We start from the raw sequence: 23,269 nt of genomic DNA, 5'->3' as shown, positions 1-23,269 counted from the left end.
CGAATCGGTGACCGCCGTCGAACTCGCCGGGATCACGAAGCGTTTCCCGGGCGTCGTGGCCAACCACGACATCCACCTCACGGTCCGCAAAGGCACCGTGCACGCCCTCGTCGGTGAGAACGGGGCCGGCAAGTCGACGCTGATGAAGATCCTCTACGGCATGCAGAAGCCGGACGAGGGCACCATCGCGATCCACGGCGAGAAGGTCGCCTTCTCCTCGCCGGCCGACGCCATCGCCCGCGGCATCGGCATGGTCCACCAGCACTTCATGCTCGCCGACAACCTCACGGTCCTCGAGAACGTGGTGCTCGGCAGCGAGAAGCTGTACGGCATCGGTGCGAAGGCCCGGCGCAGGATCAAGGAGATCTCCGACCGCTACGGCCTCGGCGTACGCCCCGACCTGCTGGTCGAGGAGCTCGGTGTCGCCGCCCGCCAGCGCGTGGAGATCCTCAAGGTCCTCTACCGCGGCGCCACCACGCTGATCCTCGACGAGCCCACCGCCGTCCTGGTCCCGCAGGAGGTCGACGCGCTCTTCGACAACCTGCGCGAGCTCAAGGCGGAGGGCCTGTCGGTCATCTTCATCTCCCACAAGCTGGGTGAAGTCCTCTCCGTGGCCGACGACATCACCGTCATCCGCCGCGGCACCACCGTCGGCACCGCCGTACCCGCCGAGACCACCCCGCGCGAGCTCGCCGAGATGATGGTCGGCAGCGAACTGCCGACGCCCCAGACCGCCGAGTCCACGGTCACCGACCGCGCGGTGCTCACCGTCGACAAGCTGCGCCTGGCGGCCCCCGGCGGCAAGGCCCTGCTCGACGACATCAGCTTCACCATCCACGAGGGCGAGATCCTCGGCATCGCCGGCGTCGAGGGCAACGGCCAGACCGAACTGGTCGACGCGCTCATCGGCCTGCGGACCGCCGACTCCGGCGTCATCCGGCTGGCCGACGAGGAGATCACCGCCTGGCCCACCCGCCGGCGGCGCGAAGAGGGCATCGGCTACATCCCCGAGGACCGGCACCGCCACGGGCTGCTCCTCGAATCCCCCCTCTGGGAGAACCGCATCCTCGGCCACGTCACGGAGAAGCCCAACGCCAAGGGCGTCTGGCTGGACCTGAAGGCCGCCCAGCAGGACACCCGCCGCATCGTCGAGAAGTACGACGTCCGCACCCCCGGCATCGACGTCACCGCCGCCTCCCTCTCCGGCGGCAACCAGCAGAAGCTGATCATCGGCCGCGAGATGAGCCACCGGCCCCGCTTCCTGATCGCCTCCCACCCCACCCGCGGTGTGGACGTCGGCGCGCAGGCCGCGATCTGGGACCACATCCGGGAAGCGCGCCGCGAGGGCCTCGCCGTTCTCCTGATCTCCGCCGACCTGGACGAGCTGATCGGTCTGTCCGACACCCTCCGGGTGATCTACGACGGCAAACTGGTCGCGGACGCCGACCCCACGACCATCACCCCGGAGGAGCTCGGCACCGCCATGACGGGTGCGGCCACCGGACACCTCGAACACGAAGAGACCCCCGAGACCCGGGCCGACGCCCCCGAGTCTCCGGAAGACGAGGCCCGCTGATGAAGAAGTTCGACAAGGAGCGCGTGCTCCTCGCGGTGGCCGGCCCGGTCATCGCGCTCGCCGTGGCCTTCGTGCTCAGCGCGATCGTGCTGCTCGCCTCGGGCAAGAGCCCGGTCGAGCCGTTCGCCCTGATGTTCGAGCAGGCGACGTTCTCCGACATCCAGGTGCTGATCATCAACCAGGCCTCGATGTACTACATCGCGGCCCTCGCGGTGGCCATCGGCTTCCGGATGAACCTCTTCAACATCGGTGTCGACGGCCAGTACCAGCTCGCCGCCATGATGGCCGCCATCGTCGGCGCCCACGCCGCTCTGCCGGCCGCCCTGCAGATCCCGCTGCTGCTCCTGACCGCCGTCCTCACCGGCGCCTTCTGGGCCGGCATCGCCGGTGTCCTCAAGGTCACCCGCGGGGTCAGCGAGGTCGTCGCCACGATCATGCTCAACGCGATCGCGACCTCCGTGATCGGCTACCTGTGGCTGCCGACCGTCTTCGGCGTCAAGGTCGGCAACAACAACACCACCGGCGTGATGCACGAGTCCGGCTGGGTCCCCGGCATCGACCTGGGCGAGGCCGGCGAGATCTACGGCCTGGTCGTCCTCGCCGCGCTGCTCGGCATCGGCTACTGGGTCGTCCTCAACCGCACCCGCTTCGGCTTCGACCTGCGCGCCTCCGGCGCCTCGCAGACCGCCGCCGCGGCCAGCGGGGTCAGCCCCAAGCGCATGGTGCTCAGCGCCATGCTGATCTCCGGCGGCCTCGCGGGCCTCGCGGGCCTGCCCATCCTGCTCGGCGACACCCACACCTACAGCCTGAACTTCCCGACCGGCATCGGCTTCCTCGGCATCGGCATCGCCCTGCTCGGCCGCAACAGCCCGGTCGGCATCGCCTTCGCCGCCCTGCTGTGGGCCTGGCTCGACAAGGCCTCGCCCGAGCTGGACTTCCACGGCTACGACAAGGAGATCGCGGTCATCATGCAGGGCCTGATCGTGCTCTCGGTCGTCGTCTCCTACGAGGCCGTCCGCGAGTGGGGCCTGCGCCGCCAGCAGCGCCGGGTCGGCGCGGAACTCGCCGCGGGTCACGTCCTCGGCGCCGACAACAACTCCACGAAGGAGGTGGCCGGCCGATGACCGCCCCGACCACAGCGACCGACGTCAACCAGCCCTCGCTGCAGCCCGCGGCGCCCACCGGCCGCCGCATGTCGTGGCCCGTGCTGCTGCTGGTCATCGCCGGCGCCCTGGCCCTGGTCTCGATCGTCCGCATCATCACCGGCGCGGACGGCATCACCAACGTCAGCCAGATGTCCACCGCCCTCCAGCTGGCCGTGCCCATCGGCCTCGCCGGACTCGGCGGTCTGTGGGCCGAGCGCGCGGGCGTCGTCAACATCGGTCTCGAGGGCATGATGATCCTCGGCACCTGGTTCGGCGCCTGGGCCGGATTCCAGTGGGGCCCGTGGACCGGCGTCCTCGTCGGCCTCATCGGCGGCGCCCTCGGCGGCCTGCTGCACGCCTTCGTCACCGTCACCTTCAACGTCAACCACATCGTCTCCGGTGTGGCCATCAACATCCTCGCCCTCGGCGCCACCCGCTACCTCGCCCCGCTGGCCTTCGAGGGCCACCAGGGCGGCTCCGCCAAGCAGTCCCCGGCGGTCGAGTCGCTCGGCCACTTCACCGTGCCGGGGCTGTCCGACGGACTGCGCGACCTCAACGAGAAGGGCTGGTTCTTCGTCTCCGACATAGCCGGCCTGCTCGGCGGACTGGTCACCAACGTCTCCTGGCTGACCCTCATCGCCATCGCGCTCGTCCCCGCGACCTGGTGGATCCTGTGGCGCACCGCCTTCGGCCTGCGGCTGCGCTCCTGCGGCGAGAACCCGGTCGCCGCCGAGTCCCTCGGCGTCAACGTCTACAAGTACAAGTACATCGCCGTGGTCATCTCTGGCGCCCTGGCCGGCCTCGGCGGTGTCTTCCTGTCCATCGTCGCCAACCCCTTCTACCTGGAGGGCCAGGTCAGCGGGCGCGGCTACATCGGCCTCGCCGCGATGATCTTCGGCAACTGGATGCCGGGCGGCCTCGCCATCGGCGCCGGCCTCTTCGGCTACACCGACAGCCTCAACCTGCGCGGCGGCTCCGCCAACGTGCACGCGCTGCTGCTGCTCGGCGCGCTGCTGCTGGTCATCGGCGCGATCTGGCTGGTGGTCCGCAAGAAGTACGTGCACGCGCTCGTCACCCTGGTCGTCGGCGCCCTCGTCTACGCCTGGTACGCCGGCACCAACGAGGTCCCCAACCAGGTCGTCTCCGCCACGCCGTACGTCATCACCCTGGTGGTCCTCGCGCTGTCCGCACAGCGGCTGCGCATGCCGAAGGCGGACGGACTGCCCTACCGGAAGGGGCAAGGCGGATGACCCCGCCCGAGGCCACCACGGCCGGCATCGACTGGGAGGCCCTGCGCGCGGTCGCGCGCGAGGCCATGACCCACGCGTACGTCCCCTACTCGGGCTACCCGGTCGGTGCCGCCGCCCTGGTCGACGACGGACGCACGGTCTCCGGCTGCAACGTCGAGAACGCCAGCTACGGGATCGGCCTGTGCGCCGAGTGCGGGCTGGTCTCGGAGCTGCACCGCACCGGCGGCGGCCGGCTCACGCACTTCACCTGCGTGGACGGCAACGGCGAGATCCTCGTCCCGTGCGGCCGGTGCCGGCAGCTGCTGTACGAGTTCGGCGGTCCCGAACTGCTGCTGGAGACCCCGGCGGGCTTCCTGCCGCTGTCGGAGATGCTGCCCCAGGCCTTCGGCCCGCAGCACCTCGCCGAGTAACTCCCCTGCGGCCCCTCCGGTCGACTGTCACCACCGTCGGCCGGAGGGGCCGCGCCGTACTCTTCGCTCTCCGGAAGGAATGCCAGCCATGGCCATGGACGTCATCTCCGTCATCCGCACCAAGCGGGACCGCGGGGAACTCAGCGACGAACAGATCGACTGGGTCGTCGACGCGTACACCCGCGGGGAGGTGGCCGACGAGCAGATGTCGGCCCTCGCGATGGCGATCCTGCTCAACGGAATGAACCGGGCCGAGATCGCCCGCTGGACGGCCGCGATGATCGCCTCCGGTGAGCGCATGGACTTCTCCTCGCTGTCCCGCCCCACCACCGACAAGCACTCCACCGGCGGCGTCGGCGACAAGATCACCCTGCCGCTGGCCCCGCTGGTCGCGGCCTGCGGCGCGGCCGTTCCCCAGCTCTCCGGCAGGGGACTCGGCCACACCGGCGGCACCCTGGACAAGCTGGAGGCGATCCCGGGCTGGCGCGCGCTGCTGTCCAACGACGAGATGCTGTCCGTGCTGGACGGCGTGGGCGCCGTCATCTGCGCGGCCGGCGACGGCCTGGCCCCCGCCGACAAGAAGCTCTACGCCCTGCGCGACGTGACCGGCACCGTCGAGGCGATCCCGCTGATCGCCTCCTCGATCATGTCGAAGAAGATCGCCGAGGGCACGGGCGCGCTGGTCCTGGACGTGAAGGTGGGCAGCGGCGCCTTCATGAAGACCCTGGAGGACGCCCGCGAACTGGCGTCCACGATGGTCGGCCTCGGCACCGACCACGGCGTGCGGACCGTTGCCCTGCTCACCGACATGTCGACCCCGCTCGGCCTGACCGCGGGCAACGCCCTGGAGGTCCGCGAGTCGGTGGAGGTCCTGGCGGGCGGTGGCCCCGCGGACGTGGTCGAACTGACCCTCGCCCTGGCCCGCGAGATGCTGGACGCGGCCGGCCTGAAGGACGCCGACCCGGCGAAGGCCCTGGCCGACGGCTCCGCGATGGACGTCTGGCGCCGCATGATCGCGGCACAGGGCGGCGACCCGGACGCGGCCCTGCCGACGGCGCGCGAACAGCACGTGGTGACGGCGACCGCCTCCGGCGTCCTCACCCGCCTGGACGCCTACGACATCGGCGTCGCCGCCTGGCGCCTCGGCGCGGGCCGCGCCCGCAAGGAGGACCCGGTGCAGGCGGGCGCCGGCGTCGAACTGCACGCCAAGCCCGGCGACACGGTCACCGAGGGCCAGCCCCTCCTCACCCTCCACACGGACACCCCGGACCGCTTCGCCTACGCCCTGGAGGCGGTGGCCGGCTCCTACGACATCGCGGCCCCCGGTACCGCCTTCACGGCCACGCCGGTGGTGCGGGAACGCATCGCCTGACCTGCGGTTCCTCCTTCGGGTGAACGGGATCGGTGGACCGCCACCGGTCCCGTTCGGCATGCTGTAGTCGGTGACGCACCGATAGGAGAAACCGCCATGAGCGCACTCGCCGTGAGCCAGGACCCCGAGCAGAGCTGGGACGACCTCGTCCGGTTCTGGGAGGAGATGGAATGGCCCGAGGGCAGCAAGGTGGAGATCATTGAGGGGATCATCACCGTGTCACCTGCTCCCGCGTACCGTCACAACGTGATCGCGGCCCGCATTCAGCGGCGTCTTTACTCTGTGATTCCCGAGCACTGGGAAATCTTCCAGACCCAGGAAATCGCCGTGCCCTCACGTCTGGGGATGTTCATTCCGGACCTTCTGGTGGCCCCGGTTCGGGACGACTCGGAGACGGAAAACCACATGCCCGCAGCCCTCGCCGAATTCGTCGTCGAGGTGACCTCCAAGTCCAACGCGCGCCACGACCGCGTCAGTAAGCTCGCCGCCTATGCCACAGCGGGCATCCCGCTGTACCTCCTCGTCGACCGCTGGGCCCCCGACGGCCCGACCGTGACGCTCTTCGGCGAACCGCACGGCGATGTCTACCGCCCCCTGGACTCGGTGAAGTTCGGCGAGCCCATCAAGCTCCCCGCTCCGTTCGACCTCGTCATCGACACCAGCGAGTTCCCCGAGAGCTGAGTCACCCCAGCAGCGCCGCCGTCACCACCAGCACCGGTACCGACAGCAGGGTCGACACCAGGATCGCCTCCCGGGCCAGGGTCTCGCCGACGCGGTAGCTGCTCGCGTACGTGAAGATGTTCTGCGCGGCCGGGAGCGCCGCCGTCACCACCACGTCGAGCAGCTGTGCCCCGCGCAGTCCGAAGACCCCCACCGCCAGCGCCCAGGCGACCACCGGCTGGCCCACCGACTTCAGCGCCACGGCGAGCAGCACCGCACCGCGCTCACCGCCCCGCAGGGGCAGGGCGCTGCCGCGCAGCGAGATGCCGAACGCGAGCAGGACCGCCGGAACCGCCATGTTGCCGATCAGCGTCACCGGGTCCATGACCGGGCCGGGGATCTCCAGGCCGGACGCCGACACGGCCACCCCCGCCAGCGAGCCCAGCGCGACCGGGTTCCGCAGCGGTGTGAGCAGCCGCTGCCACAGCGGCAGCTTCTCCCCGGCGGTCGACAGGTCCAGGATCGTCAGCGCGACCGGGGTGACCATCACGAGCTGGAACAGCAGCACCGGCGCCACCAGCGAGGCGTCGCCGAGGACGTACACGGCGATCGGGATGCCGAGGTTGCCGGAGTTGACGTAGCTGGAGCACAGGGCGCCGATGGTGGTGCGGCCCACGCCCCAGCGGCGTGCCACACCCACTGCCACGAAGACGCCGGCCACCGCGGCCGTGCTCAGCGCGGTGACCAGCAGTCGGCCGGAGAAGACCACCGACAGGTCCGCCTCGGCGAGAAGGGTGAACAGCAGGGCCGGTGAGGCCACGTGGAAGGCGAGCTTCGTCAGCACCTCGTGGGCCTGCCGGCCCAGATACCCCCGGCGGCCGACCACATAGCCGACGCCGATGACCACCGCGATCACCGCGAAACCGCTCAGCACCCCCTGCACAGCGGCTCCTCGCCGGGGCGGCGGGCACCGGACATCGCGGACGGGGAGGGTATGTGGCACATGCACCCAACTCTCGAGGGAGAGTCATGTCCGGGTCAATGTGATCTTCCCGGCGCCCGCACGTCGGCGGGAGACCGCGATGAATTACGCGCCCGTGCCCGGTCTACCGCTCGTGGACGCCAAGACACCGCCCGTACTCGTGCTGCGCGGCCCCGTCACCCGGGACGGGGTGAGCGGGCCGAGCGAAGCGCTGCGGACACTGCTGGACGACGGCGGCCGGGGCGGCCGGGGCGGCGTCATCGTCGTCTGTGACGTGGGAGGGCTGGGGCCGCCGGGGCTCGCCGCCGTGAACCTGCTCGCCCGCCTCCAGCTCCTGGCCCGCCGGACCGGGGGCCGGATACGGCTGCGCGACCCCGACCCCGCCCTATGCTCCCTGCTCGACCTGGTCGGCCTCCTCTTCGAGGTGGAGGGGCAGCCCGAACAGCGGGAACCAGCGCCGGGTGTCGAGGAAGCAGTGGAACCCGGTGATCCGGCCGTCTGAGATCTCCAGCAGCTGGACCGCCCACGGAGTGAAACCACCCGCCTCCGGGTCCGGCTTGTAGTGGGCGAACCCCGGCAGGCCGTTGGCCTGGAGAGGCAGCAGCCGCGAACCCGCGCAGGAGGCGCCCAGCGTCGTCATGAAGCCCGTGATGTCGGCGGTGCCGGTCAGCCACAGGTCGAACGGCGGCATCGTCATGATGGCGTCCTCGTGCAGCAACGCCGTCAGCGCCGACATGTCGTACCCCTCGAACGCCGCCACATAACGCTCCAGGAGCTTCTGCTGCTCCTCGTCCAGCGGGTCGGAGACGGACGCGTCGGCGCCCGGCCGGCGCCGCTCCGCGAGCGTCGCCCGCGCCCGCTGCAACGCGCTGTTGACGGACGCCACCGAGGTGTCGAGCAGCTCGGCCACCTCGCTCGCCCGCCAGGCCAGCACCTCCCGCAGCAGCAGCACCGCCCGCTGCCTGGGCGGCAGCTGCTGGAGCGCGGCCATGAAGGCGAGCCGCACGGACTCCTTGGCGACCGCCGCCTCCGCGGGGTCCTCGACGGTGGGCAGCACCCGGGAGTCCGGCATCGGCTCCAGCCAGGTGTGGTCCGGCCGCGGCGAGAGGGCCGCCCGGGCCAGCGGGGTCGACTCCGTCAGATCCATCGGCCGGGCGCGCTTGTTGCCCGCCGCCAGCATGTCCAGGCAGACGTTGGTCGCGATGCGGTACAGCCAGGAGCGCAGACTGGAACGGCCCTCGAACGTGGCGAAGCTGCGCCAGGCGCGGACCATCGTGTCCTGCACCGCGTCCTCCGCATCGAAGGAGGAACCGAGCATCCGGTAGCAGTACCCGGTCAGCTCGACGCGGTGCGCCTCGAGCCTGGCGTCGAGATCGGTCGTCGTCGCCGTGCCGTTCGTCATCGTCCACCCACCCCTGTGGCCTGTCTGCGGCGCGCCTTCGCACCCAGCACTTCGGAAGCTACCGCAGGGCACCGACAACGGTCCCTCGAGTGGACGAACGTGCAGGTCGGAGGGGCGAGTTCAAGGAGCGGAACGAAATCCTCCACCCGCCGGGCCGGGCGTGCGCGGCCTCACGCGGGGGCGAGCCGCCGCCGCTCCACCCGGGCCGCCCGGGTGCCCAGCACCGTGATGGTCACGACGCCGGCCACCGCCACCAGGCCGACCCCCACCGTCCCGGCCCAGCCCCCCGAGTGGAAGGCGAGCGCGCCGACCGTGCTGCCCACGCTGGAGCCGACGTAGTAGGCGGACTGGTACAGCGCCGACGCCTGGGCGCGGCCCTCGGTGGCGGTCCGTCCGACCGCCGAGGACGCGACCGCGTGGCCCGCGAAGAAGCCCCCGGTGATCAGCACCAGGCCCAGCAGGATCAGGGACAGCGAGCCGGCCAGGGACAGCAGCAGACCCGCCGCGGTGGTCCCGCCCGCCGCGTACAGCGCGCCCCGACGGCCCAGCCGGTTCACCAGCCGCCCCGCCGCCGACGCCGACACCGTGCCGACCAGGTAGACCAGGAAGATCGAGCCGACGAGGCCCTGGGGGAGCGAGAAGGGCGCCTCGCTCAGGCGGTAGCCGATCACGGTGTAGACCCCGCCGAACACCGTCATGAACAGCGCGCCGATCGCGTACAGGCGCCGCAGCAGCGGGTTGGCGAGGTGGCCCCGGACCGCGCCGGCCAGCACGCGCGGGCGCAGCGAACCCGGCCGGAAGTGCCTCGGTGCCGGCAGCAGCAACCGGAACGCCACCGCGCACGCCACCGCGAGCACCCCGATCACGCCGACGGCGACCCGCCAGCCCCACTCCTGCGCCACCCATCCGGTGACGACCCGGCCGCTCATCCCGCCGACGCTGTTGCCCGCGACGAACAGCCCGATCGCGGTCACCAGGGCCTTCGGCCTGACCTCCTCCGCGAGATACGCGGTCGCCGACGCGGGCACCCCGGCCAGGGCCGCCCCCTGGAGCGCCCGCAGCGCCACCAGGGCGCCCAGCGACGGGGCGAAGGGGACCAGCAGCCCGACGGTCACCGCGACGGCCAGGGAGGCCGTCATGACCGTACGGCGTCCGTAGCGTTCCGACAGCGCGCTCATCGGCAGTACGAACAGCGCCAGACCGCCGGTGGCCGCCGCCACCGTCCAGCTCGCGTCACCCGCGGTCACCCCGAGGTCTCCGGAGATCAGCGGCAGCAGGGCCTGGGTGGAGTACAGCAGCGCGAAGGTCGCGACACCCGCCAGGAAGAGGGCGAGGCTCATCCGCCGGTAACCGGGACCGCCGGGGGACATCCGGGAGTCGGGGCCGCCCGGGGCGGCGGACGCCGTGGCGGAAGGCGAGGGAGAAGGTGAGGGAGAGGAAGTCACGGACGGGCCGGCGTCCACCCGCGTGGACGCCCCGGTACTGACGGAAGACATGCCTCGAACCTACGGACGGCCCCGCTCATCCGTCCAATGCACGGAATCGAGATAATCGTTCCCATGGTGCATCAGCAGAGGTCACAGAGGCAGCTGTCACCGTCCGGTGACACAGAAGACATCGTCGCGCTGCTCGCGCCACGTCTCGTCCACTTCGCCGGCGTCGCCCGCACGGAGCACGTCACCCGTGCCGCCCAGGAGATGCAGGTCCCGCAGTCCACGCTCTCCCGGTCCATGGTCCGCCTCGAACACGACCTGGGCGTCGACCTGTTCGCACGGCACGGCCGCACCCTCTCGCTGACCCCCGCCGGCCGCACCTTCCTCGCCTCCGTCGAACGCGCCCTCGCCGAGGTCGAGCGGGCCGCCGACGAGGTGCGCGCCGACGCCGACCCGGCCACCGGCAAGGTCGCCTTCGGGTTTCTGCACACCATGGGCGCCGAGACCGTGCCCGGCCTGCTGCACGCCTTCCGCGCCGACCACCCGCGCATCCGCTTCAGCCTCGTCCAGAACTACGGCGAGGCCATGCTGGAGCGCCTCCGTGCGGGCGAGCTGGACCTGTGCCTGACCTCCCCGGTCCCGGACGCCCCCGACCTCGTCGCCCGCCGCCTGGACGAGCAGAAACTGCGCCTGGTCGTCCCCGCCGACCACCGGCTCGCCGGCCGGCGCCGTATCCGCCTCGCCGAGGCCGCCGACGAGACGTTCGTGACCCTGGAGCCCGGATACGGGCTGCGCCGCATCACCGACGACCTCTGCGCGCAGGCCGGTTTCCGGCCCCGGGTCGCCTTCGAGGGCGAGGAGGCGGAGACCCTGCGGGGCCTGGTGGCCGCCGGTCTGGGCGTCGCCCTGCTGCCCCCGCCGGCCGTGCCGCGCCCCGGGGTGGTGGAACTGACCGTCACCTCCCCGCGGGCGGCCCGCGAGATCGGCGTCGCCTGGCTGGCCGGCCACCCGGACACCCCGCCGGTGGTGGCCTTCAAGAAGTTCCTGCTGTCGAGAAGGGGCCACCTGCTCCCGAACTGAACGCCCCCCGCGACCCGCCGCCCACCGTCTACCGACGTAACGACGCGCCGAACCCCGAGGCCAGCGGCATCCGCAGCCCCAGGGGAGGGGGCGCCGCCAGGGCATCCTGCACCGGACGGGAGAACGCCCGGCCGAAGAGCGTTCCCATCATGAAGTCCTCGCACAGCGCCAGCACTTCGTCCCGGTACTGGTTCAACCCGTGTCCGTCGGCGTGCACTTCGAAGCGGCACACGTTCCGGTTCGCCTTCTTGACCCGCGCCGCCAGCCGGAAGGACAGTTCCGGGTCGGCCCGCGCGTCACGGGTGCCGTGCACGATCAGCACCTGCCGCCCGGCCAACTGCTTCACCGGTTCGGGGACCGCGGCCACATCCTCCTCGGGCAGCCAGGGAGCCAGCGCCAGTACGGAGCTGACGGCCTCGTGGCCGCCCGCGCGCAGCGCCGCCCGGCCGCCCATGCCGAGACCGGCCAGGCACACGGGAACATCCCCGTAGAGCCGCACGATCTCGTCCACGGCCCAGGCGGCGTCACGCGCGAGATGCGCCTCACTGCCGTTCCAGCCCCGGTAGCGGTAGTGGACGACATGGGCGGCGAGACCCTCGGCCCGGCCCGCACGGCCGAGACGGTGTCCCAGGGCGCGTACGGAGGCGGCCGCCACCACGGGGGACGGCCTGCGGCTGGAGACCGGCTCGCCGCCGGGGAGCAGCAGCACCGCGCCGCTCACCGCTTTCGGCTTCGGGCCGAGCGCCCTCCCCAGCCGGGCCGTGCGCGCCGGCGTCGCATGCTGTGACATGGCAGCAGAGTGTCAGAAGCCCCGGTGTACGCCACCCTCGCGTGCGGTCACCGTTACGTATCGACGGATTCGCGCACCGGTGATCCATGCGCGTGGGCGCCGGAGCCTGCCCGGCGGACCATGCCGCAGACGCGGCCTCTGACACGCCCACCTGTCGCGTTGTCGTCACTCTCCCCCACTCTCGGCTGCTCCCTTACTCTCGACTTCTCCCCCGCGCTCGACTTCTCCCCCACTCTCGACTTCGCTCGAGCGGGAGGGGCCCCCATGAGCGGGAGGGGCCCCCATGAGCGGGAGGGACCCCCATGAGCGGGAGAGATCCCCATCGCCCCCGCTCACCCGCGCTGACAAGGCGCCGCCGATCTCCTGCGACCTGATCCGCCGGACAGGCCCTAGAGTGCGGCAATGACGAGCCAGACCACTGCGAACACCCCGCCCCCGGACCAGATCCGCCGGGCGCCCAAGGTGCTGCTGCACGACCACCTCGACGGCGGCCTGCGCCCCGGCACCGTCGTCGACCTGGCCCGCGAGGCCGGTTACTCCGGGCTCCCCCAGAGCGACCCCGACAAGCTCGGCCTCTGGTTCCGGGAGGCCGCCGACTCCGGTTCCCTGGAGCGGTACCTGGAGACGTTCTCGCACACCGTCGGGGTCATGCAGACCCGTGACGCCCTGGTGCGGGTCGCCGCCGAGTGCGCCGAGGACCTCGCCGCGGACGGTGTCGTCTACGCCGAGGTGCGCTACGCCCCCGAACAGCACCTCGAAGGCGGGCTGACCCTCGAAGAAGTCGTCGAGGCGGTCAACGAGGGCTTCCGGCAAGGGGAGCGGCGGGCGCGGGAGGACGGAAACCGCATCCGCGTCGGCGCGCTGCTCACCGCGATGCGGCACGCCGCGCGGTCCCTGGAGATCGCCGAACTCGCCAACCGCTACCGGGACCTGGGCGTCGTCGGCTTCGACATCGCGGGCGCCGAGGCCGGTTACCCGCCCACCCGGCACCTCGACGCCTTCGAGTACCTCAAGCGGGAGAACAACCACTTCACCATCCACGCCGGTGAGGCCTTCGGGCTGCCGTCCATCTGGCAGGCCCTCCAGTGGTGCGGCGCCGACCGGCTCGGACACGGGGTGCGCATCATCGACGACATCCAGGTCCACGACGACGGCTCGGTCGAACTCGGTCGGCTCGCCTCCTACGTCCGGGACAAGCGCATCCCGCTGGAGCTGTGCCCCAGCTCCAACCTGCAGACCGGGGCGGCGGCCTCGTACGCCGAGCACCCCATCGGCCTGCTGCGCCGGCTGCACTTCCGGGCCACGGTGAACACCGACAACCGCCTCATGTCGCACACCAGCATGAGCCAGGAATTCGAGCATCTGGTCGAGGCGTTCGGTTACACGCTCGACGACATGCAATGGTTTTCCGTCAATGCGATGAAGTCGGCGTTCATTCCTTTCGATGAACGACTGGCCATGATCAATGACGTCATCAAGCCCGGATACGCCGAGCTGAAATCCGAATGGCTGTTTCGGAAAACCGCCTCCACCAGCAGTTCTGTGACTGAAGAAAGCTGACCGGGGCGTCCGTGGATTCCGGGAGGGCGGGCGGCCTTCACCAATCGTCCGCATTTCGAGGTTTGCGGCGGGCGGCGCCGGGTGTTTACGGTCGAGGACCGCTCGTTCCCCCATTCCATTTCGAGGACGCATTTCATGAAGCAGTCTGCTGCCAAGACCCTCGGTGTCGCCGTTCTCGGCGCCGCCTTCGCCGCCGTCGGCGCGGGTACCGCAAGCGCAGCTTCGGCCGCCCCGGCCGTCCCGAACACCGGGGCCGCGCTGGACACCGTCGCTCAGAGCCTTCCGGCTGAGGACGTCTCCCGTGTGGCGCCGAGCGCGGACGGGGCCCTGCAGACGGGGCAGGACGTGGTCGGCACGGGCATGACGACCGCGCGGCCGGCCGCCGAGCAGCTGACCTCCGAGGGTCCCCAGGAGCAGGTCGGCGGTCTGCTCGGGGGCCTGCCGACCAAGGAGCTGCCCACTCAGGGCGTCGCCGTCAACGGGGTCCCGCTCGGCTGACCCGTTCCCTCTGATCCACCCGCGCGGACCCCCTGTCGATGGGGCGCGCCCCGATCCCGGGGTGCGCCCCATCGGCGTTCGCGCGCAGCGGCACACGGACTCACCAGGCCGTGTGCGCCTTGTCCTCCGACGGGAACAGGATCCACAGCGCTATGTAGACCAGGAACTGCGGTCCGGGGAGCAGGCAGGAGACCAGGAAGATCACGCGCATCGTGGTCGCGGAGGTGCCGAAGCGCCGGGCCAACGCGGCGCACACGCCGCCGATCACACGGTTGTTGGTGGGGCGGGCGAGGCGGGACATCGTGGACTCCTTCGTGGTGTGTGCGGTTCAGTGACCCACGGCGCCGCGTCGGCTTCCGTCGGCTGTTCTACCGCTCTCCACACTACGGAGACGAAGGGGGCAAAGCGTCACTCCACGGGGCGATCCCGACCCTGGGAATCGTCGGGGTCCGACCCTGAGCCGGCTCCTCCTGGCGAAGTCCGGCGCCGGACCGGCGTACGGCCCGGCGGCGCAGCCAGGCGCGGCCCGCCGGTACCACGGTGACATGCGCGAGCGCCGCACCCACCGTGTTCAGCAACAGCGCGTCGACGTCCACGACCCTGCCGGGCACCGCGGTCTGCAGCATCTCGATGCCCAGCGACAGCAGTGCCGCCGCGGCCATGGTGCGGATCAGCGAACCCAGTGGCGAGACGGTCAGCCTGCCCCCCGCCATCGGCAGCAGCACACCCAGCGGAGCGAGCAGCGCGAGCCCCTCGCCGACCCGGCGGGCCCCGGCGCCCCAGCCCAGCGCGAAGTCGGCCCGGATGCCGTCGAAGAGCCGCAGGTTGGCGGGCATCACCCAGGGGACGTTCAGGGGGCGCAGCGTGCACCAGGCGACGAACACGAGGTACGCGGCCAGGAGGAGACCTCCTGTCACACGGACACGGGACGCGGCGGTGCCGCCGACGGGGCCTTGACGCTGCACGAAACCCTAGACGCGACGCCCGGCGGGATCGGTTCCGGGAAGTGCCCCGTTCGCCGGGTGAGGCATGCGCCACAGCCCCGTCGGCCTCGGTCCGTGGCGCCCGTCTTCCGGGGTCACCCCTCGGTGACCGCCGTGGACGGGGGTTCCGTGCCGCCCGGGCGGGCCCGGACCTCGTCCGTGCACCGGTAGCGGCGCGGCGGCCCGTCGTCCTGGCCGCCCAGGACCACCGAGCCGTCTCCCTCGGCCGCCGCCGAGTCGGAGAAGGTGCAGACGATCTGCGCGAGCGCGTAGGACGTCAGGCTCCCCGGCGCGGTGCTCAGGCGCAGCGCGTCCTCCGGGTCGCCGGACCGCGGACCGCTCACGGTCATCCCGCCCCGTACGTCCGTCGTGTACCCGGCCTCCCTCTCGGCGGGCGTCGGCGGCGCCGAGAGCTGGTCCAGCAGGCCCTGCGCCACCAGGGCGCGCCGCTGCCCGGAGTCCGCCGCGCCCTCAGGCACCCGTACCGTCCGGTCGACGGCCATCAGCGACGAGCCGCAGAGCAGGAACACCCGCACCGGCAGGCCCCGCGCGGGCTGCGCCGCCCCGTCCGCCTCGGCCTGCGAGCAGCGCACCCGGGAGGGCGCCGGACCGAAGTCGGTCGGCACCTCGGTGGCCCGGATCCCGCACCCGGAGAGCAGGACACCGAGCGCGGTGACGGCCAGCAGTCCCGGCAGCCCTCGTGTGCCTCGCACACCTCGTATGCCGCGTGTGCCCGTCGAGCGCGGAGTCGTCCGGCGTATGTTCATCGGGCGTCCCCTGCGGCACTCGACCGCCGGGGACCGGCGCCGCCCTTGCCGTGCCGGGCGTTGTCCGGGTTGCCTGGGTTGTCGGCGGGTCCGTCGTCCTGCTCGGTCAGGGCGGATACGTCCCGCGGCAGCCGCAGCGTGAACACCGCCCCGCCCTCGGGGGAGTTGGCCGCGGTGATCTCGCCACCGTGGGCATGGGCGTTCTCCAGCGCGATGGACAGGCCCAGGCCGCTGCCCTCGGAACGCGGCCGGGAGGCACTGGCCTTGTAGAAGCGGTCGAAGACATGCGGCAGGACGTCCTCGGGGATGCCCGGCCCCTGGTCCCGCACCTCGATGACCACAGCGCCTCCGGCCATGGTGTCCCCGACCACGGTGCCTCCGTCCTCGGCGCCCGTCCCGGTGTCTTCCCCGGTGCCGTCCTCGTGGGCCCCGCCGTCCTTGCGCTCCCCGCCCTCCGAACCGCCCCCACCGGCCTCCTCGTTCACGAGGCCTGCGCCGTCGCCGCCGTCCTCGCGGTCCACGCGCACCGACACCCGTACCGGCGAGCCGCCGTGCTTGAGCGCGTTGCCTATGAGGTTGGCCAGGATCACGTCCAGCCGACGCGGGTCGATCCGGGCGTGGATGCCGCGCTCCGCGTCCAACTCCACCGCGTCCAGCCAGGCACGGGCGTCGATGCAGGCGGTGATCTGGTCGGCGATGTCGACGTCGTCGAGGACGAGACGGGCGGTGCCCGCGTCGAAGCGGGTGACCTCCATCAGGTTCTCGACCAGGTCGTTGAGCCGCCGGGTCTCACTGACCACGAGCCGTACGGCGGGCTCGATCATCGGGTCGATGCCACCGCCCTCGAACTCCAGCTCCTCCTCGAGGACTTCCGTCACCGCCGTGATCGCGGTCAGCGGAGTGCGCAGTTCGTGACTCATGTCCGCCACGAACCTGCGGGACGCCTCGTCCCGCGCGGCCATGTCGGCCACCCGTTTCTCCAGCGCCTCGGCCGCCTTGTTGAACGTCCGGGACAGATCGGCCAGTTCGTCCGTCCCCGACACCCTCAGCCGGGTGTCCAGCCTGCCCTCGCCGAGCCGCCGGGCGGCGACCCCGAGCCGCTGCACCGGCTTCAGCACGGTCGTCGCCGCGGCCTGCGCCAGCAGTGCGGAGCCGATCAGGGCGAGGCCGGTGGCGATACCCAGCGACCAGGCCAGCGAGTTGAGGTCCTTGGCCTCCGGCTCCAGCGACTTGAGCATGTAGCCGGTCGGCCCGCCGCCGATCGTCCGGGTGCCGGCCACCAGATAGGGGGTGCCGCCATGGACGGTCCGCTGCCAGTACAGGCGGTAGGGATGCTTGTTGGTCGAGGTGATGCTCTGCCGCTCGTTCACCGCCTTGCGCAGCGAGGTCGGCACGTCCTGGGTCGAGAAGCCGCTCAGCCCGCCCGAACTGCCGTACACCGTGCGGCCCTGCGGGTTCTCGGCGATCAGCAGGACCGAGAACCGCTGACTGCTGTTGGCCATCTGGCCCGCGGTGTGCTGCAGTTCCTCCTGCGTCGGATGCTCCGGCAGTGCTCCCGCCCGGTTCTGCATCTCCTGCTCGAAGTCGCCCAGTACCGCGTCCTGGGTGCGGGTGAGCACCGCCTCGCGGTTGAGCCAGTACGCGATGCCCGAGGCGGACACCGCGGCGGTGAGCGCGACCAGCCCGAACACGACCACCAGCCGAAGCCGCAGACTGGTGAAGCGCAGCCGCGACCAGACCCCCTTGCGCGCCGCGGACCAGCCGCGGGAACTTTCCTGGTGCTCCTGTGTCACTGAGGCGGGTCCAGTCGGTAGCCGACACCGCGCACGGTGCGGATCAAGGTCGGTGACGACGGCACGTCCTCGACCTTGGCGCGCAGCCGCTGGACGCAGGCGTCCACCAGACGCGAGTCGCCCAGGTAGTCGTGCTCCCACACCAGCCGCAGCAACTGCTGCCGGGACAGCGCCTGACCGGGCCGCCGGCTCAGTTCGAGCAGCAGTCGCAGCTCGGTCGGGGTCAGCTGGAGGTCCTCGCCGTTCTTCGTCACGGTCATCGCCGAGCGGTCGATGACCAGGCTGCCGAAGGTCGCCGCGTCGTTGGACTCCCGCTCCCCGCGGCGCAGCACCGCCCGGATCCGGGCGTCCAGCACCCTGCCCTGCACGGGTTTGACCACGTAGTCGTCGGCACCGGACTCCAGGCCGACCACCACGTCGATGTCGTCGTTGCGCGCGGTCAGCAGGATGATCGGCAGCTGGTCGGTGCGCCGGATGCGCCGGCACACCTCGAATCCGTCGATGCCGGGCAGCATCACGTCCAGCACGATCAGATCGGGCCGTTGCTCGCGCAGCAGCTTCAGTCCGTCCTCACCGCTGGCAGCGGTCGCCACGCGGTGGCCCTGGCGCGTGAGTGAGAGCTCCAGGGCCGTGCGGATGGCGTCGTCGTCCTCGATCAGCAACAGGGAAGGCACGGGCTCATTCTGTCCCATGGAGGGCTCCCGGTTCGACCCGTGGGGGCAGAAGCCCGTGGGACCCGCACACGGACGGCCACGTGCGCCGACATCCGTCAGGGCGCCGTGGTCGACGACCGGAGCCCGGCGTGGCGGCCCCTGTGACAGCTCTGTGACAGTCGGCGGACACGGTCATGAAGTCGCCCGGGCAGGATTTTCGTCACCAGCACAACAGCACATGAAGACACCGGAAGTCCACGACGGGGGGCGCGAGATGAACACGCTGCACGGCACCAGCTCCAGCGCGGTTGTCACGCGTCTGCACGACGTGCACCGAGCCGGTGAGAAGTCCGGTGCCCCGGGCAAACGGGGGTGCGCTCGCGGTGCCGGGCGTCACACCGCCTACATGACGGTGATCGACGCGCCCACGGGGGAAACCAACACGGGGGAAACACACGGGGGAAGCGGGTACGGGGAGGCAGAGGGGGAGCGCCGTTCGCTGTCGGAGGTGGAGTTCACCGCCTACGTCCAGGAACGACGCGCCGCCCTGTACGCGACCGCCTACCACCTGACCGGCGACCGCTTCGAGGCCGAGGACCTGCTGCAGAGCGCGCTGTTCTCGACCTACCGGGCGTGGGACCGGATCAGTGACAAGGCCGCGGTCGGCGGATACCTCCGCCGCACCATGACCAACCTGCACATCAGCGCGTGGCGCCGCCGCAAGCTGAACGAGTACCCGACCGAGGAGCTGCCGGAGACGGTCGGCGACACGGACGCGATGCGCGGCACCGAGCTGCGCGCGGTGCTGTGGCAGGCGCTGGCCAGGCTGCCCGAGCTCCAGCGCACCATGCTGGTCCTGCGCTACTACGAGGGCCGCACGGACCCGGAGATCGCGGACATCCTCGGCATCAGTGTCGGCACGGTGAAGTCCAGCATCTGGCGGTCGCTCCGCCGGCTGCGCGAGGACGAGGTCCTCAGCTTCGGCCGTGACCGGGAGGACGCCTTCGGCGAACTGGTCGCCTGAAGGTACGGGGGAACGGGGGAACCGGGAAACCGGAGAAACGGGGGGAATCGGGGGAAACCCGGGGGAGAGGAAAACGGGGAACCGAGGGATCGGGGGATCTCAAGGGGAACCGGGGGGACACGGGGGACAACGGGGGAGCACAAAGGGGCGGGACTGGAGGGCCGGGGGGCCTTTCCGGTCCCGCTTTCGTGCGTACGCGCCGGGTTCGCCCCGGCTACGCCGACTGCGCGGTCGTACTCGCGCCAGAGTCTTCGGTGCGCGTCTCCGCTCCACCCCGCCCGGCGCCGCCGCCGGCCCCCGCCGCCGCCAGGCGGCTCAGGGCCTCGTCGCGGTCGCAGGCGTACGCGCCGAGCGAGGTCTGGCGGGCGACGATCGTCCGCTCCAGCCGCATCAGCCGCCAGCCGCGCCGCAGCAGGAAGGGTACGGACTTGCGCCCCTCCCTGAGGTCCCGCAGGAAGCGGCGGCGGAAGGTCTTCACCGGGCCGCGGCTCAGGCACAGCGCGTCGGCCAGGAGGCCCAGCTCGCCGCAGCGCGTGACGATCTCCGCAGCGAAGATTCCCTCCGCGATGAACAGCGGAGCCACGCCGATGTCCACCGTGTCCGCACCGGTCCGGGCGCTGAGGGAGATGTCGTACACGGGCACGTCCGTACGACCCGTGCGGCACAGCCGGTCGATGGCGGCGACGGCGGCGTCCGCGTCCCACGAGCCGGGGTGGTCCCAGTCGATGTCGGAGCTGCCCGCCACCAGGGGCAGCGTCGGGTCGTCGCCCTCCTTGTAGAAGTCGTCGAGACGCAGCACCGGAAGGCCGGAGCGGGCCGCGAGGAGGGACTTGCCGGAGCCGGAGGGGCCGCAGAGCAGCACGACTCGCGCGGAGATGGGCGACTGGGAACTCACGGGACACCAGTCTGATGCATGGAACAGGTGCTCCACGACCGTGCGGACCGGCTTTGAAGCACGCGTCACACTTCAATTACGCTGCGCGTCTATCCGATTACCGAGAGAAGTAAAGGGTGGCACCAGTAATGGCCCGACACGACGCACCCAAGAAGCCGACCGTCCGGCGCGCCCTGGCCACGCTCGCGGCCGCGGGAGCGGTCCTGGGGGTGGGCGCTACGGCGGCGGCAGCGGCTGACTCCGGCTCCCCGTTGGACCTGACCGGCGCAGCCGGGCACACCGTCGGTCCGGTCGCAGGCCTCAAGCCCAACCCGCTCGCCGGAACCGGCGTCGACCCCCTCGACAACGGCGTCCGTACCCAGGTCGCCGACTTCAAGCCGGTGGACTCGCGCACGGTGACCGACCCGGTCGCCCAGGCCCCGTCGGTCGACGGCGTCCCGGTGGTCGGCCGGGCGACGGGGGCACTCGGCGGCTGACCCGGGGGCAGGGCAACGGCGGAGAGCCGCGCCCCCTCGGGTGGAGGGGGCGCGGCTCTCCGGGGTGCGGAGGGGGTGCTCGGTCAGTAGGCGGAGCCCGAGGCGCCCAGGGAGCCCGTCGGGTGCCAGACCGTCTTCGTCTCCAGGAAGGCCGTCATGCGGTCCGTGCCCGGGGCCGCCGACCAGTCGTCCACAGGCTGTGGACGCAGGACGCGCTTGAGGTTGTCCGCCGCCGCGATCTCCAGCTCCTTCGCCAGCACCTCGTCGGCGCCGGCCAGGTCGATCGCGTTGACGTCTTGGTGCGCGGCCAGCGGCGCGGCGATCTCCGCCGTACGGCCGGAGAGGACGTTGACCACGCCGCCGGGCAGGTCGGAGGTGGCCAGGACCTCGCCCAGAGAGAGGGCGGGCAGCGGGGACCGCTCGCTCGCGATCACGACCGCCGTGTTGCCGGTGGCGATCACCGGGGCGACCACCGAGACCAGGCCCAGGAAGGACGGCTCCTGGGGTGCCAGGACGGCGACCACACCGGTCGGCTCGGGGGAGGACAGGTTGAAGTAGGGGCCCGCGACCGGGTTTCCGCCGCCGACCACCTGGGCGATCTTGTCGGTCCAGCCCGCGTACCAGACCCAGCGGTCGACCGCCGCGTCCACCTGCTCGGCCGCCTCGGACTTCGACAGTCCCTCGGCCTCGGCGACCTCCCGGACGTACTGGTCCCTGCGGCCCTCCAGCATCTCCGCGACGCGGTAGAGGATCTGGCCCCGGTTGTACGCCGTCGCGCCCGACCAGGCGCCGAACGCCTTGCGGGCGGCGACCACCGCGTCCCGGGCGTCCTTGCGGGAGGCGAGCGGTGCGTTGGCCAGCCAGTTGCCCTTCGCGTCAGACACCTCGTACACCCGGCCGCTCTCGGAACGCGGGAACTTCCCGCCGACGTACAGCTTGTAGGTCTTGAAGACCGAGAGCCGCGGTTCGGTCCTCTCGACCTTCTGGGTCCTGTCGGCCTTCTCGGCTTTCGCGCCCTTCTCGGCCTTTTCGATCTTCTCGGACTTCTCAGACATCGAGGTACGCCTCCAGGCCGTGGCGACCGCCCTCGCGGCCGAAGCCCGACTCCTTGTAGCCGCCGAACGGCGAGGTGGGATCGAACTTGTTGAACGTGTTGGACCAGACGACACCCGCGCGGAGCTTGTTCGCCACCGCCAGGATGCGGGAGCCCTTCTCCGTCCAGATGCCCGCCGACAGGCCGTACGGCGTGTTGTTGGCCTTGGCGACCGCCTCGTCCGGCGTACGGAAGGTCAGGACCGACAGCACCGGGCCGAAGATCTCGTCGCGGGCGACGGTGTGCGCCTGGGTGACGCCCGTGAACAGCGTCGGGGCGAACCAGTAGCCGTTCTCGGGGAGTTCGCAGGCCGGGGACCAGCGCTCGACGCCCTCCGCCTCGCCCTGCTCGACGAGCGAGGTGATGCGTTCGAGTTGCTGCGCGGAGTTGATCGCGCCGATGTCGGTGTTCTTGTCCAGCGGGTCGCCCAGGCGCAGCGTGGACAGCCTGCGCTTGAGGGAGTCCAGCAGCTCGTCCTGGATCGACTCCTGGACCAGCAGGCGCGAGCCCGCGCAGCAGACCTGGCCCTGGTTGAAGAAGATGCCGTTCACGATGCCCTCGACCGCCTGGTCGACGGGGGCGTCGTCGAAGACGATGTTGGCGCCCTTGCCGCCCAGTTCGAGCGTGACCTTCTTGCGGGTGCCGGCGACCGTCCGCGCGATCTGCTTGCCGACCGCGGTGGAACCGGTGAAGGCCACCTTGTCCACGTCCGGGTGGGCCACCAGCGCGGCGCCCGCGTCGCCGTATCCCGGGAGGATGTTGACGACGCCCTTGGGCAGGCCCGCCTGACGGCAGATGTCCGCGAAGAAGAGCGCGGAGAGCGGGGTCGTCTCGGCGGGCTTCAGGACCACCGTGTTGCCGGTCGCCAGCGCCGGGGCGATCTTCCACGCCAGCATCATGAGCGGGAAGTTCCACGGGATGACCTGGCCGGCCACGCCGAGGGCCCTCGGGTTCGCCCCGTAGCCCGCGTGCTCGAGCTTGTCGGCCCAGCCCGCGTAGTAGAAGAAGTGCGCGGCGACCAGGGGCAGGTCGGCGTCCCGGGTCTCCCTGATCGGCTTGCCGTTGTCCAGCGTCTCCAGGACGGCCAGCTCGCGGCTGCGCTCCTGGATGATCCGGGCGATGCGGAACAGGTACTTGGCGCGCTCGGCGCCGGGCAGCGCCGACCACTTGGCGAAGGCCTTCCGCGCGGCCCTCACCGCGCGGTCCACGTCCGCCTCACCGGCCTGGGCGACCTCGGAGAGGACCTCCTCGGTGGCCGGGCTGACGGTCTTGAAGGCCCTGCCGTCGGCCGCCTCGGTGAACTCGCCGTCGATGAACAGGCCGTACGAGGGCGCGATGTCGACGATCGCGCGGGACTCGGGGGCCGGGGCGTACTCGAATGCGGACGACCGCTCGTGCGTGGTGCGCGTGGTCTTTTCCGTGGTCAT

At 71.5% G+C, this 23,269-nt stretch carries 24 protein-coding genes; 12 read left to right on the top strand and 12 right to left on the bottom strand.

The genetic code is table 11. The annotated features are described in order from the left end of the window. Positions 1–7: 7 nt before the first annotated feature. From AC6F7H_RS08955 to AC6F7H_RS08930, 6 genes are all read left to right on the top strand, one after another. On the top strand, positions 8–1,576 hold the full coding sequence (locus AC6F7H_RS08955; protein WP_500756372.1) for an ABC transporter ATP-binding protein: 1,569 nt from the start codon (positions 8–10) through the stop codon (positions 1,574–1,576). Beyond that, entirely contained in the window at positions 1,576–2,700 is a 1,125-nt protein-coding gene (locus AC6F7H_RS08950; protein WP_109377824.1) for an ABC transporter permease, read from the top strand. The genes AC6F7H_RS08955 and AC6F7H_RS08950 overlap by 1 nt, the downstream gene beginning before the upstream one ends. Beyond that, positions 2,697–3,971 carry an ABC transporter permease gene (locus tag AC6F7H_RS08945; RefSeq protein WP_500756371.1) on the top strand — a complete coding sequence of 425 codons (1,275 nt, stop codon included), beginning with the start codon at positions 2,697–2,699 and terminating at the stop codon, positions 3,969–3,971. The genes AC6F7H_RS08950 and AC6F7H_RS08945 overlap by 4 nt, the downstream gene beginning before the upstream one ends. Continuing rightward, entirely contained in the window at positions 3,968–4,381 is a 414-nt protein-coding gene (locus AC6F7H_RS08940; RefSeq protein WP_500756369.1) for a cytidine deaminase, read from the top strand. The genes AC6F7H_RS08945 and AC6F7H_RS08940 overlap by 4 nt, the downstream gene beginning before the upstream one ends. 94 nt (positions 4,382–4,475) lie before the next feature. Beyond that, the gene (locus tag AC6F7H_RS08935; RefSeq protein WP_500761722.1) at positions 4,476–5,753 is read left to right on the top strand and encodes a thymidine phosphorylase; all 1,278 of its coding nucleotides are present in this window, start codon (positions 4,476–4,478) and stop codon (positions 5,751–5,753) included. A 96-nt stretch (positions 5,754–5,849) separates the two neighbouring features. Next, the gene (locus AC6F7H_RS08930) at positions 5,850–6,434 is read left to right on the top strand and encodes a Uma2 family endonuclease (RefSeq protein WP_500756368.1); all 585 of its coding nucleotides are present in this window, start codon (positions 5,850–5,852) and stop codon (positions 6,432–6,434) included. 1 nt (position 6,435) lies between these two features. On the opposite strand, the gene AC6F7H_RS08925 is transcribed toward AC6F7H_RS08930, so the two are convergent. Next, a complete protein-coding gene (locus AC6F7H_RS08925) occupies positions 6,436–7,356 on the bottom strand; it encodes an AEC family transporter (protein ID WP_500756366.1) in 921 nt (306 codons plus the stop codon). 139 nt (positions 7,357–7,495) lie between these two features. Between AC6F7H_RS08925 and AC6F7H_RS08920 the strand changes: the two genes are divergently transcribed. Next, positions 7,496–7,897 carry an STAS domain-containing protein gene (locus AC6F7H_RS08920; protein ID WP_500756364.1) on the top strand — a complete coding sequence of 134 codons (402 nt, stop codon included), beginning with the start codon at positions 7,496–7,498 and terminating at the stop codon, positions 7,895–7,897. On the opposite strand, the gene AC6F7H_RS08915 is transcribed toward AC6F7H_RS08920, so the two are convergent. Both AC6F7H_RS08915 and AC6F7H_RS08910 read right to left on the bottom strand, forming a co-directional pair. Then, a complete protein-coding gene (locus AC6F7H_RS08915) occupies positions 7,781–8,797 on the bottom strand; it encodes a sigma-70 family RNA polymerase sigma factor (protein WP_500756363.1) in 1,017 nt (338 codons plus the stop codon). The two genes, AC6F7H_RS08920 and AC6F7H_RS08915, sit on opposite strands and share 117 nt — an antisense overlap. Positions 8,798–8,967: 170 nt before the next feature. Beyond that, entirely contained in the window at positions 8,968–10,293 is a 1,326-nt protein-coding gene (locus AC6F7H_RS08910) for an MFS transporter (RefSeq protein ID WP_500756361.1), read from the bottom strand. Between the two features lie 63 nt (positions 10,294–10,356). On the opposite strand from AC6F7H_RS08910, the gene AC6F7H_RS08905 reads away from it, so the two are divergent. Beyond that, positions 10,357–11,310, top strand: a complete 954-nt coding sequence (locus AC6F7H_RS08905; RefSeq protein WP_500756359.1) for a LysR family transcriptional regulator — start codon at positions 10,357–10,359, stop codon at positions 11,308–11,310. Positions 11,311–11,338: 28 nt separating this feature from the next. Here the strand turns inward: AC6F7H_RS08905 and AC6F7H_RS08900 are convergent, their stop codons facing one another. Continuing rightward, the gene (locus AC6F7H_RS08900) at positions 11,339–12,100 is read right to left on the bottom strand and encodes an alpha/beta hydrolase (RefSeq protein ID WP_500756357.1); all 762 of its coding nucleotides are present in this window, start codon (positions 12,098–12,100) and stop codon (positions 11,339–11,341) included. Positions 12,101–12,502: 402 nt separating this feature from the next. Here AC6F7H_RS08900 and AC6F7H_RS08895 point away from each other — a divergent pair, with 402 nt between their 5' ends. Both AC6F7H_RS08895 and AC6F7H_RS08890 read left to right on the top strand, forming a co-directional pair. Beyond that, on the top strand, positions 12,503–13,660 hold the full coding sequence (locus AC6F7H_RS08895; RefSeq protein ID WP_500756356.1) for an adenosine deaminase: 1,158 nt from the start codon (positions 12,503–12,505) through the stop codon (positions 13,658–13,660). Between the two features lie 135 nt (positions 13,661–13,795). Then, complete coding sequence (locus AC6F7H_RS08890; protein WP_500756354.1) at positions 13,796–14,158, top strand: ATP-binding protein; 363 nt, start codon at positions 13,796–13,798, stop codon at positions 14,156–14,158. A gap of 100 nt (positions 14,159–14,258) precedes the next feature. Here AC6F7H_RS08890 and AC6F7H_RS08885 read toward each other — a convergent pair whose 3' ends face one another. From AC6F7H_RS08885 to afsQ1, 5 genes are all read right to left on the bottom strand, one after another. Then, the gene (locus tag AC6F7H_RS08885; RefSeq protein ID WP_500756353.1) at positions 14,259–14,459 is read right to left on the bottom strand and encodes a PspC domain-containing protein; all 201 of its coding nucleotides are present in this window, start codon (positions 14,457–14,459) and stop codon (positions 14,259–14,261) included. Positions 14,460–14,541: 82 nt separating this feature from the next. After that, entirely contained in the window at positions 14,542–15,123 is a 582-nt protein-coding gene (locus tag AC6F7H_RS08880; RefSeq protein ID WP_500756351.1) for a VanZ family protein, read from the bottom strand. Between the two features lie 113 nt (positions 15,124–15,236). Next, a complete protein-coding gene (locus tag AC6F7H_RS08875; RefSeq protein ID WP_500756349.1) occupies positions 15,237–15,908 on the bottom strand; it encodes a hypothetical protein in 672 nt (223 codons plus the stop codon). Continuing rightward, complete coding sequence (locus AC6F7H_RS08870) at positions 15,905–17,701, bottom strand: ATP-binding protein (protein ID WP_500756347.1); 1,797 nt, start codon at positions 17,699–17,701, stop codon at positions 15,905–15,907. Before AC6F7H_RS08870 ends, AC6F7H_RS08875 begins: the two co-directional genes overlap by 4 nt. Further along, positions 17,698–18,375: a two-component system response regulator AfsQ1 gene (afsQ1, locus tag AC6F7H_RS08865; RefSeq protein ID WP_158101933.1), complete on the bottom strand. Its 678-nt coding sequence runs from the start codon at positions 18,373–18,375 to the stop codon at positions 17,698–17,700. Before afsQ1 ends, AC6F7H_RS08870 begins: the two co-directional genes overlap by 4 nt. Positions 18,376–18,628: 253 nt before the next feature. Here afsQ1 and AC6F7H_RS08860 point away from each other — a divergent pair, with 253 nt between their 5' ends. Beyond that, entirely contained in the window at positions 18,629–19,378 is a 750-nt protein-coding gene (locus AC6F7H_RS08860) for a SigE family RNA polymerase sigma factor (protein WP_500761720.1), read from the top strand. 214 nt (positions 19,379–19,592) lie between these two features. Here AC6F7H_RS08860 and AC6F7H_RS08855 read toward each other — a convergent pair whose 3' ends face one another. Then, positions 19,593–20,273: a uridine kinase gene (locus AC6F7H_RS08855; RefSeq protein WP_500756346.1), complete on the bottom strand. Its 681-nt coding sequence runs from the start codon at positions 20,271–20,273 to the stop codon at positions 19,593–19,595. A 128-nt stretch (positions 20,274–20,401) separates the two neighbouring features. Here AC6F7H_RS08855 and AC6F7H_RS08850 point away from each other — a divergent pair, with 128 nt between their 5' ends. After that, the gene (locus tag AC6F7H_RS08850) at positions 20,402–20,749 is read left to right on the top strand and encodes a hypothetical protein (protein ID WP_500756345.1); all 348 of its coding nucleotides are present in this window, start codon (positions 20,402–20,404) and stop codon (positions 20,747–20,749) included. 83 nt (positions 20,750–20,832) lie between these two features. Here the strand turns inward: AC6F7H_RS08850 and AC6F7H_RS08845 are convergent, their stop codons facing one another. After that, positions 20,833–21,804 (bottom strand): aldehyde dehydrogenase family protein, encoded by a 972-nt coding sequence (locus tag AC6F7H_RS08845; protein ID WP_500756344.1) that lies wholly within the window; start codon positions 21,802–21,804, stop codon positions 20,833–20,835. Continuing rightward, positions 21,797–23,269, bottom strand: coding sequence for an aldehyde dehydrogenase family protein (locus tag AC6F7H_RS08840; protein WP_500756343.1), 1,473 nt, complete (start codon positions 23,267–23,269; stop codon positions 21,797–21,799). The genes AC6F7H_RS08845 and AC6F7H_RS08840 overlap by 8 nt, the downstream gene beginning before the upstream one ends.

Source organism: Streptomyces sp. MMS24-W38 (assembly GCF_059889265.1).
Note: the sequence above shows the minus strand (reverse complement) of the source record. Positions and strands in the feature narration are given on the sequence as shown.

What these genes read in the sequence shown, in the direction of transcription:
- AC6F7H_RS08950 (WP_109377824.1), top strand. Translation starts at nt 1,576, where the DNA reads ATGAAGAAGTTCGACAAGGAGCGCGTGCTCCTCGCGGTGGCCGGCCCG.
- AC6F7H_RS08945 (WP_500756371.1), top strand. Translation starts at nt 2,697, where the DNA reads ATGACCGCCCCGACCACAGCGACCGACGTCAACCAGCCCTCGCTGCAG.
- AC6F7H_RS08940 (WP_500756369.1), top strand. Translation starts at nt 3,968, where the DNA reads ATGACCCCGCCCGAGGCCACCACGGCCGGCATCGACTGGGAGGCCCTG.
- AC6F7H_RS08935 (WP_500761722.1), top strand. Translation starts at nt 4,476, where the DNA reads ATGGACGTCATCTCCGTCATCCGCACCAAGCGGGACCGCGGGGAACTC.
- AC6F7H_RS08930 (WP_500756368.1), top strand. Translation starts at nt 5,850, where the DNA reads ATGAGCGCACTCGCCGTGAGCCAGGACCCCGAGCAGAGCTGGGACGAC.
- AC6F7H_RS08920 (WP_500756364.1), top strand. Translation starts at nt 7,496, where the DNA reads ATGAATTACGCGCCCGTGCCCGGTCTACCGCTCGTGGACGCCAAGACA.
- AC6F7H_RS08915 (WP_500756363.1), bottom strand. Translation starts at nt 8,797, where the DNA reads ATGACGAACGGCACGGCGACGACGACCGATCTCGACGCCAGGCTCGAG.
- AC6F7H_RS08910 (WP_500756361.1), bottom strand. Translation starts at nt 10,293, where the DNA reads ATGTCTTCCGTCAGTACCGGGGCGTCCACGCGGGTGGACGCCGGCCCG.
- AC6F7H_RS08905 (WP_500756359.1), top strand. Translation starts at nt 10,357, where the DNA reads ATGGTGCATCAGCAGAGGTCACAGAGGCAGCTGTCACCGTCCGGTGAC.
- AC6F7H_RS08900 (WP_500756357.1), bottom strand. Translation starts at nt 12,100, where the DNA reads ATGTCACAGCATGCGACGCCGGCGCGCACGGCCCGGCTGGGGAGGGCG.
- AC6F7H_RS08895 (WP_500756356.1), top strand. Translation starts at nt 12,503, where the DNA reads ATGACGAGCCAGACCACTGCGAACACCCCGCCCCCGGACCAGATCCGC.
- AC6F7H_RS08890 (WP_500756354.1), top strand. Translation starts at nt 13,796, where the DNA reads ATGAAGCAGTCTGCTGCCAAGACCCTCGGTGTCGCCGTTCTCGGCGCC.
- AC6F7H_RS08885 (WP_500756353.1), bottom strand. Translation starts at nt 14,459, where the DNA reads ATGTCCCGCCTCGCCCGCCCCACCAACAACCGTGTGATCGGCGGCGTG.
- AC6F7H_RS08875 (WP_500756349.1), bottom strand. Translation starts at nt 15,908, where the DNA reads ATGAACATACGCCGGACGACTCCGCGCTCGACGGGCACACGCGGCATA.
- AC6F7H_RS08860 (WP_500761720.1), top strand. Translation starts at nt 18,629, where the DNA reads ATGAACACGCTGCACGGCACCAGCTCCAGCGCGGTTGTCACGCGTCTG.
- AC6F7H_RS08850 (WP_500756345.1), top strand. Translation starts at nt 20,402, where the DNA reads ATGGCCCGACACGACGCACCCAAGAAGCCGACCGTCCGGCGCGCCCTG.
- AC6F7H_RS08845 (WP_500756344.1), bottom strand. Translation starts at nt 21,804, where the DNA reads ATGTCTGAGAAGTCCGAGAAGATCGAAAAGGCCGAGAAGGGCGCGAAA.
- AC6F7H_RS08840 (WP_500756343.1), bottom strand. Translation starts at nt 23,269, where the DNA reads ATGACCACGGAAAAGACCACGCGCACCACGCACGAGCGGTCGTCCGCA.